8 protein-coding genes and 1 tRNA gene are annotated in these 8,850 nt (G+C 49.9%); 6 read left to right on the top strand and 3 right to left on the bottom strand.

From position 1 onward, the window contains the following. Window positions 1-149: 149 nt before the first annotated feature. A tRNA-Lys gene (locus tag AC3DOM_RS12170) sits at window positions 150-223 on the bottom strand. A gap of 246 nt (window positions 224-469) precedes the next feature. Here AC3DOM_RS12170 and AC3DOM_RS12175 point away from each other — a divergent pair. From AC3DOM_RS12175 to AC3DOM_RS12200, 6 genes are all read left to right on the top strand, one after another. After that, window positions 470-1,492, top strand: coding sequence for an SH3 domain-containing protein (locus tag AC3DOM_RS12175; protein WP_487919318.1), 1,023 nt, complete (start codon window positions 470-472; stop codon window positions 1,490-1,492). A 559-nt stretch (window positions 1,493-2,051) separates the two neighbouring features. Continuing rightward, the gene (locus AC3DOM_RS12180) at window positions 2,052-2,474 is read left to right on the top strand and encodes a Fur family transcriptional regulator (RefSeq protein ID WP_487919319.1); all 423 of its coding nucleotides are present in this window, start codon (window positions 2,052-2,054) and stop codon (window positions 2,472-2,474) included. A gap of 7 nt (window positions 2,475-2,481) precedes the next feature. Then, on the top strand, window positions 2,482-3,417 hold the full coding sequence (locus AC3DOM_RS12185) for an energy-coupling factor ABC transporter permease (protein ID WP_487919320.1): 936 nt from the start codon (window positions 2,482-2,484) through the stop codon (window positions 3,415-3,417). A 2-nt stretch (window positions 3,418-3,419) separates the two neighbouring features. Beyond that, entirely contained in the window at window positions 3,420-4,211 is a 792-nt protein-coding gene (cbiQ, locus tag AC3DOM_RS12190) for a cobalt ECF transporter T component CbiQ (RefSeq protein ID WP_487919321.1), read from the top strand. Window positions 4,212-4,221: 10 nt separating this feature from the next. Further along, the gene (locus AC3DOM_RS12195) at window positions 4,222-4,989 is read left to right on the top strand and encodes an energy-coupling factor ABC transporter ATP-binding protein (RefSeq protein ID WP_487919322.1); all 768 of its coding nucleotides are present in this window, start codon (window positions 4,222-4,224) and stop codon (window positions 4,987-4,989) included. A gap of 122 nt (window positions 4,990-5,111) precedes the next feature. Beyond that, window positions 5,112-6,194 (top strand): ATP-binding protein, encoded by a 1,083-nt coding sequence (locus tag AC3DOM_RS12200; protein ID WP_487919323.1) that lies wholly within the window; start codon window positions 5,112-5,114, stop codon window positions 6,192-6,194. 232 nt (window positions 6,195-6,426) lie between these two features. Here AC3DOM_RS12200 and AC3DOM_RS12205 read toward each other — a convergent pair whose 3' ends face one another. Then, a complete protein-coding gene (locus tag AC3DOM_RS12205) occupies window positions 6,427-7,590 on the bottom strand; it encodes a cytochrome b/b6 domain-containing protein (RefSeq protein ID WP_487919324.1) in 1,164 nt (387 codons plus the stop codon). Beyond that, entirely contained in the window at window positions 7,590-8,744 is a 1,155-nt protein-coding gene (locus tag AC3DOM_RS12210; RefSeq protein WP_487919325.1) for an ammonia-forming cytochrome c nitrite reductase subunit c552, read from the bottom strand. Before AC3DOM_RS12210 ends, AC3DOM_RS12205 begins: the two co-directional genes overlap by 1 nt. Between the last annotated feature and the right edge of the window lie 106 nt (window positions 8,745-8,850).

An 8,850-nucleotide genomic window follows, 5' to 3' on the forward strand; every position in this document is an offset into this window, starting at 1 on the left:
GGGGAAAATCCTCCCAAAATAATATTTACAAACCCCTCTAGACTCGTTTGGAAACTCCTCTAGACTGGTTTGGAAGCCTTCCTTGACTCGTTTATTATCCTTCTTTTGTGATAAAAAATTTCCCCTGTAAAATAGGGGAAAAATTCGTGTGACCGACCTGGGACTCGAACCCAGAACCGATTGATTAAGAGTCAATTGCTCTGCCAAATTGAGCTAGTCGGCCATGCGGGGGAAATTATACCGCAAAGGGAGGCAGTGTCAATAATTGAATACCTTCAGGAGCGGTTCCAGGCATTTGCCCCCCGCTCTCATTCGCTGTATACTACTGATATTCAGATAAATTGGGTATGAGCGTCCCGCAGGTTTTTTGTATACCTGAATTAATGGGAACCTGCGGGGCGTTATATTCGGATAAAATTAACTAACTCGCGTGAATATCAATACTCAAAAAGAAAATGGGAGAGGTGCCATGAATAAACTTCGTTCTCAACTACTGGTCGGATTTTTGATCTTGAATTTGATCACGATCGGATGTGCCCCCGCCAGCGATGGGCCTCCAGGGCCCTCCGCGACTTTGGCGCTCCCGGCCATCACCCCAACCTCTCCCCCGCCCACCTCAAGCCCTGAAATTGTTCCCCCGACAACAGTGCCCCCTCCAGCGACGGCCCTGTCCACAATATCCACAGAATCCCCTCCAGCTACGACCCTGCCGGCATACCCAACAGCTCTCCCCTCATTGCCGGCCTATATCTCATCATCAACCAAAATGGCAGCCGTCATCTTAGTGGAAGAAAATGAACCCCTCAATATCCGCTCCGGGGCCGGGGTTGGCAATCCGATCATCGAAAAGTTATCAGCCACGGCCAGGGGGATCCAGCGCACCGGACGGGCACAAGCAATGGGCGGGGGAATCTGGGCCGAGGTGGGCACATCCACGGGGGGAACAGGCTGGGTCAATGCGCATTATTTAACGGATCAGGTTTCAGCATCCACTTTCTGTGCAGATACGCAGGTCCAGTCTCTTTTGAGCAATTTTCAAGTCGCCCTTGTAAATAAAGATGGGGATCTATTTGCCTCACTGGTCAGCCCAAAACATGGCCTGGATCTGCGTTATTATCGCTATGGGACGCTGGCAAATTACACCCCAGAAGAGGCGGCCTGGGTCTTTAACAGCACTTATGCCGTCGATTGGGGCGATGAACCGGGGAGTGGTTTTGAGAAAAAGGGCACCTTCAATGAGATCCCCATGCCGATGCTCTTAGAGGTCTTTAGCGCCAATTACACCCTGTTTTGCAACGACGTTGGTTCTGCCTCAGCCTTTGCCCTCGAACCCTGGCCATATGAATATACCAATATTCATTTCTATAATGTCTTCAAACCAGGAACAGATCAATATGGCGGTCTCGATTGGCGTTCATGGCTGGTCGGGGTGGAGTACATAGAAGGAAAGCCAACTCTTTTTTCCATGATCCTTTTTCAATGGGAGCCTTAGGTTTCTGTCATCTGAAAAATGGCGGGAATTATTTAGTTTATTGGACTTACGCATTTTTATAATCCTGGTCCCAATACTCTGCGTTGGGGTATTGTAGACAAGCTACAACGCAGCGAGAAAAAAGGTATTTTGCGTAAGTCCTGCTTTATCTAACCACAAGATAACAGTTCCTCCCGAAGGCCGTATCGCCCTGGCGGGTACAGGCGACTGCGCTCTTCCCGTCGGTCACCGCTCAGAGGCTGGATACATTATTATCAAACCTGTGTTGCGGATAAGGTTTGTTAGCTTTTTTCGTGCGGGCTACACACTGTGTGCTTCGCGAAAACCCTTTCTCAGTACATGGAAGCCCTTCGGGCTAGAAAAGAGTCGGATTTATCCGACTTTCATGCCCTGAGGGAGGACTTTAGTCCGCTCCGATGTGTTAAGCGCAACTCAGGTTATCAAAGTATGCCTGACAAGGTTCCAGGCAATTTAGAACCCGAAAAGAATATATTCATTTGACTCAATTATCCTTATTGCATATAATCCTTATTGCAGTTAACTGCAATAAGGAACCTTTATGAGCTGTGAAGTCAATCTAACCAATCAATTACGAGAACGTGGTTTTCGGATTACCCCCCAACGGAGTGTGATCCTGCATATTCTGGGTCACGCCAAGGCACATTTGACTCCTGCCGAAGTTTATCAGCAGGCCAGCATCAGCTTGCCTGGCCTGACAGAGACAACTGTCTACCGCACGCTGGAATTTCTGGCGCAAACCGGGTTAGCCCAGACTGTTTTTAATGGTAAAAGCAAATATGCCTACGAGATAAGCGGTTATGCGCATCACCATCTGGTTTGCCGTCAATGTGGGACAGAGGTCGAGATTCCACACGTCAAAGCCGAAGCGCTGTTCAAAGAGCTGCAGGAAAGTACCGGCTTTCAACTCATGCAAAATCACATTAGTTTTTTTGGTTTATGCCCGGTCTGCCAGGAAGATTAGGAGAAATATGTTAGCTTCCCCCACCCCTCTGCATATCCCGGATGGCTTTCTGAGCATCACTGTTTCGCTGCTCTTCTGGGTGGTCACCATAGCGGTTCTATCCGTTGCCGTCAGAAGGACCGAATCTGTGGATGAAAAACAGGTCCCGCTGATGGGCATTATGGCTGCCTTCATTTTTGCTGCGCAGATGATCAATTTTCCCGTCGCGGGCGGCACCTCCGGTCATTTACTGGGGGGGGCATTAGCGGCCATCGTTCTGGGCCCCTGGGCCGGGATGCTGGTGATGACCGCCGTGATCGGCGTCCAGGGCTTGCTCCTCCAGGACGGCGGATTGCTGGTGATGGGCGCGAACCTGCTTAACATGGGCCTGCTCACTTCGGCAATCGGTTTTGGACTCTACCGATCGACACAGGGCCGCCAAAGAAAGCTCAAACTGGGGGTGGCCGGCTTCGCCGCCTGGCTCTCTGTGATGGCGGGCGCGCTGGCAACCTCGCTCCAACTCTGGTTGAGCGGTACCGCCCGCCTGGATATCGTCCTCCCCGCGATGCTGGGAATCCACGCCGTGATCGGGATCGGAGAAACATTGATCACGGTCGCCGCACTGGCTTTCATCTTCAGAACACGCCCGGACCTCCTCGAGCAAACTGAGGGTCCCGCACGTGGCGGGCGCGGGTGGATTGTGGTTGGCGCCTTGATCTCCCTCATCGTTCTGATCCTTTCCCCCTTAGCATCCACTGATCCGGACGGGCTCGAGCGCGTCGCCTCCGATCTGGGATTTCTCAGCCAGGGGACTGAGGCTCCCTTCAAAATCCTTTCAAACTATAGCTTCCCCATATTAGGGGAGGGTGCCCTTTCAACGATTGTGGCAGGTCTGATCGGCATATTGGTTGTTGCGGCAATCGTCATCTTGATTACCCGAAGCCGCAAGACCCAACCACATTAACCATGCACGCTAACGTTTTCGACCGCTACCATGATGGATCCAGCCTGCTCCACCACCTTGCCCCGACAGTCAAGGTAGTGGTGGCGGTCTTATTCATCCTCTCCAATGCCCTGTTACCCGATGGGGATTGGTTTAGTTTTGGAATCAGCTGGGGGGTGATCCTGCTCCTTAACCTGCTGGCCCAACTCGGTTTGGGATTTACTTTCAAACGCTCCTTTATCGTCCTGCCCTTTACAATGGCGGCAATTACCGCGCTTTTTTCACTACCCGGGGAGACCCTCGCAGTGTGGGATTTTGGCCCCTGGCATCTGGTTGCCACAGATCTCGGGTTGGTGCGTTTTTTGAGTATTGTCGTCCGTTCATGGCTTTCCGTCCAAATCGCGATCCTCCTTGTGGCAACCACTCAATTCCCTGACCTGATCCACGCCCTCGAGCATCTCCGCTTACCGCGCATGCTGATCACCGTGATCGCATTTCTTTATCGCTATTTATTTGTCCTGACCGATGAGGTCATGCGTCTGCTTCGTGCCCGTCAGGCACGCAGCGCGGTCCTGCCCGGCCAGCGCGGTGGCGGAGGCATTCTCTGGCGAGCGCAGACAGCTGGCAATATGGTCGGTCAACTTTTTGTGCGCAGCTACGAACGCTCTGATCGAATCTTCAACGCCATGCTCTCCAGGGGCTATCAGGGGCATATACGCACCTTCAACCGCCATGAAGTAATCGCCCGCGATTGGCTGATCATGGCGCTTGCGATATTTTTATTCTCAATCTTACAACTTTTTGCCCACCTTTAGGAAATAATCCATGCCTCCAATCACCCACACACCCAGCCAACCCGCCATCTTTCAGGAGCTATCAGAAGACTGCCCGGTTATTTCGATCGATGATTTGAGCTTTGCCTATCCTGATGGGCATGTCGCGCTGAAAAATCTCAACCTCACGATCGAGCAAGGGGAAAAGGTTGCCCTGGTTGGCCCCAATGGTGCGGGAAAATCAACCCTGATGTTACATCTGAATGGGATCCTGAAGGGCGAAGGCGAACTCAGGGTGGGCGGGCTTCCGTTAAAAAAAGAGAATCTGCCCCTGATCCGCTCCCTGGTCGGGTTGGTCTTCCAAAATCCGGACGATCAACTTTTCTCCCCCACCGTTTTTGAAGATGTGGCCTTTGGCCCCCTGCATATGGGATTACCCGAATCAGAAGTCCTCGCCCGTGTGGACGAAGCCCTCGCCCAGGTTGATATGAGCGGGTTCGGCGAGCGCCTCTCCCATCACCTCAGCACTGGCCAAAAGAAAAGAATTGCGATTGCCACAGTACTCTCCATGGCGCCGCAGCTGCTTGTGCTGGATGAACCCTCAGCAGGCCTGGACCCGCGCGCGCGCCGGGGCCTGATAAACCTGATGCGTGATCTGCCCGTGACCATGCTGGTCTCCACGCATGATCTGCGCATGGCTGATGAACTCTTCCCCCGCATGGTCATTATGGACGAGGGCCAGATTGTCGCTGATGGAGAGACATCCGCCCTCCTGAAAGATGAAGCCCTGCTCGAAAAGCACGGCCTGGAGAAGCCTTAAAAAGACCTGACAGATAAAATAATATAAGAAATAGCTCACCTGCAAAAGGTGAGCTATTTCTTTACCACCTGGTGGTAGAATCACTCGTAATTCGCGACAATGGATTGAGGAGGAGGAGCAGAATGAAGAATGGAGCCTATAAAAAATTGGCCGAGCGGTTGGATGCCCTGCCAAACGGATATCCACCAACAGATGATGGGGCGGAATTGCGATTGCTGGAAAAACTTTATACCCCTGATGAAGCAGAATTGGCGTCACAATTAAGGTTGCCCAAGGAGACTCCCGATATGATCTCCAAACGGCTTGGTCGCGATGAAACCGAGGTCAGGAAATTGCTGAAAGGAATGGCACGAAATGGCCTGATCGCTGCCGGACGAACAGAAGCAGGTCTCGGCTACGGTTTATTACCCTTTGTCGTCGGCATTTATGAGTACCAGGCGGGGAAGATCGACAAGGAATTGGCGACCCTATTTGAAGATTATTATACGCAAGCCTTTGCAGATGTTTTAAAGGTGAAACCCCAGGTACATCGTGTTATACCCGTTAAAGAAAGCATCAAAGTTGATATGGAAGTTCGCCCTTATGAAAGCGCCTCGGACATCGTCAATGGTGCCCAGGCCTGGGGCGTATTGGATTGCATCTGCCGGAAGCAGAAGGAATTGCTTGGTGATCCATGTGAGCATCCCCTGGATGTGTGCATGACGATCAGTGAGGTCCCGGGCGCCTTTGATAAGAATACACTCGTCACCGTCCTGACCAGAGACGAGGCACAGGCAACCTTGCAGCGCGCTGCTGATGCCGGTCTGGTGCATTCGGTCAGCAATAATCAAAAAGGGATCCACTATATTTGCAATTGCTGTACCTGCTCCTGCGGAATCCTGCGCGGCATGTCTGAAATCGGGATTGCCAATGTGGTTGCCCGTTCATCCTTCGTCAATCAAGTTGATGAGCAAATCTGTAACGGCTGCGAAGATTGCCTGGAATATTGTCAATTCAATGCCCTTTCGATGGGTGATGATATGATCATGCAGGTCAACTCCATGCGTTGTGTGGGCTGTGGCGTATGTGTCCCCCATTGCTCCACTGAGTCACTCGGCATGGTGATGCGCCCCGAAGAAGATGTGGTCCCGCCTCCTGAAACCCTCAAAGATTGGGGAGTTGAACGTGCCGCAGATCGGGGCATCAATATCATGGATGTGATGTAGGGAGATTAAATTATACGATGATATCGTCATTGCAAGCCCTGATGCTTTTCAGGGTACGGCAATCTCCTCCACTGAGATGGAGATTGCTTCGCAGGAAACCCGTCCTTCTCGCAATGACGTAATTGGTTCGGACTTTATTTGCTACATAGTTAAACTTTGTTAACGTAAAAGCACCTCCTGTCAGAAAAACAGGAGGTGCTTTTTTGTATTAGCTGGAATTACCCAACTACCATTATTCTGGTGCGCCGGCATCGATCCATTGCTGGACCAGATCAAGCTCATCTGCGCTCAATTGGCCAAGATGGCCGCCTGGCGCCTGAACTTCGATCAGGAAACTATTCGCGCCATCTCCCGGCAGAATGATGACACCGCTCTGCCCACCAGCCATTGCATCTTCAAAGGTGGCCAACGAAAGACCGCCCAATGCGCCATGGCACATTAAGCATTTCTGTTCAAACAAAGGCCCAACAAAAGAGTTCCAGGTCAGGTCAGCCGCATCCACAGACGCAGGGGTAGCGGTTGGCGCAAAGGTCGGCATGGGTGTTGGGGTTTGCGGGTCATAGGCTGAAACGAGGCGTTCAGGCTGCATTGGGATCGTCTTTAATGCAGTTTCTTCCACAGCCACAAAGCCGTATACACCGGCCAGCATGAGGATTGCCAGGACTCCGGCAACCGGATAATAGGCACGTTTCCGTTTACGAAACAGATCGGGATCTATGGGCTGATTTACCAAACCAGCCTTTATATCGGCCAATTCCAATGGATGCTCGTGGAGCATTTCCTCCTCTGTCAATTTACCGGTCCACATTGACTTATTGAAAGACCTTAGATGGACACCGTACATGTGCCAGATAATAATAGCCAATACCGCCAATATTGCTTCTGCACCGTGAGCAGCTTTCGCAGCAGGGATAAATTCTCCTGGCAAAATATTGGAAGTAGAAATTGGATTCCACATCATGAATCCAGTCAAACCCATCAGCACGGTACCCCAAACAAATGCCCAGTATTCTACCTTTTCTTCAAAAGTATAGCGCCCCATTTGCGGGCGGATTTTTGAGAAGCCAAAGTTATAGATCAATGCTTCCCAGGCATCACGAGCATCCTTGAAAGATGGGAGCATACTCATACTTCTTCGCTCGACATAAATCTTATAGCCCATGACAAGGAGATGGTATAGCGTACCAAACATCATCACAGTAGCAGCAATATGATGAATATTGCGAAGATTTTCAATGCCACCCAGCATATTGACAATAACAACAGATATTTGGCTTCCAGGAAATTTTTGTGGAATACCAGTAATTCCCAAAGCACTAAAGGAAAGCAACATCAACAAATGCTCGATCCGACGAGCCAGTTCAAAGCGGGGGAAAGTATTGGACGTCTTATTCATTAGTGTGACGCTCCTTTCTTCTTATTGATCATCCGTCTCACCATATCACTAATGACGAAGACCAGCATTCCGCCTAATACGATCGGGATCAAATATTTGTAAAATAAATCTATGTAATAAACAGCAGGATAATGCTCAGCATCAGGGATATAGTGGCTCATCCAGGAATCAGGGAAACTGACATCTGCTTCAGGGTGACACCGCTGACAGGTAATCAGCAGGTTTTCTTTCAAAGCGATACCATGCTCGGGATCATCCGGTGATTTAATATCGTGAATACCATGACAATCGAAACAGACCGGTTTATTCGTATCCTGCTCAGGATAACGCTGCTCAAATAGTGTCACAGTTGTTCCGTGGAAATCTGCCACATAACTCTCCAGGACATCGGTAGAAATATCGTATTTTTCCATGATATCGCTATCTGTATGGCATGATGCACAAAGCGCAGGTGAATCTACCCTAAATTCAGTTGTCGTTGGATCACCAATATTATGGACACCGTGACAATCAATACAACTGGGGACATCCTGATTGTAATTTTCTGTCAGGTTTTCGCCGTGCACGCTGTCCTTGTAAGTTTCAAAGATCGTATTATGGCAACGAGCACATGTGGCGGGGATTTTCACTTTTTCCAAAAGCAAGACCTCGCCAGTTATCGGATGTGTCATGCGGGCTTGTGTATGTGGGTTATGACAATCTGTGCAGATAGCAGCGTTGGTATCCCCTCCAGCCAAAGCACGCTCATGCATACTATCCAGCGTTTTATCATATTCTTCCTGATGACACTCTTTACAGGAAGTATAAAAATCCAGAGATATCTCTCGAAGGCTGTGGTCCGTACGTTCGGGATGCGGGAATTCTGTAATATCTGTGTGGCAGTCGACACAGCCAATCTCTTCAAGATTATGGACTGAATTTGCAAATTTCCCAGCATCGATAGTTAAGAATAATATTTCTTCGCTTTCCAGCATAACACTCATCCCTGGCTCCCCGTGGCAAGCCAGGCATTCGTCATTGGATAATGTGGGGGAAAAAGCTGGGGCGGCTTCTGCAGTCGAGGGTAAGCCAAAAGCAATTGCAATGATCAATCCGACCAAAGGAAGGGTTATTGACGCCCACACCGGGCTCCCTCCTTTTTTTTGTATTCTCATAATATCTCCTCAAAATATTATTTTATCCAGCACAAGTGCTTTCAATGATTTTATAACAAGACAAAATAAACCTGAATCGTACAACATAAATAATTATATTCATTAT

This window comes from Candidatus Desulfolinea nitratireducens, assembly GCF_982879505.1.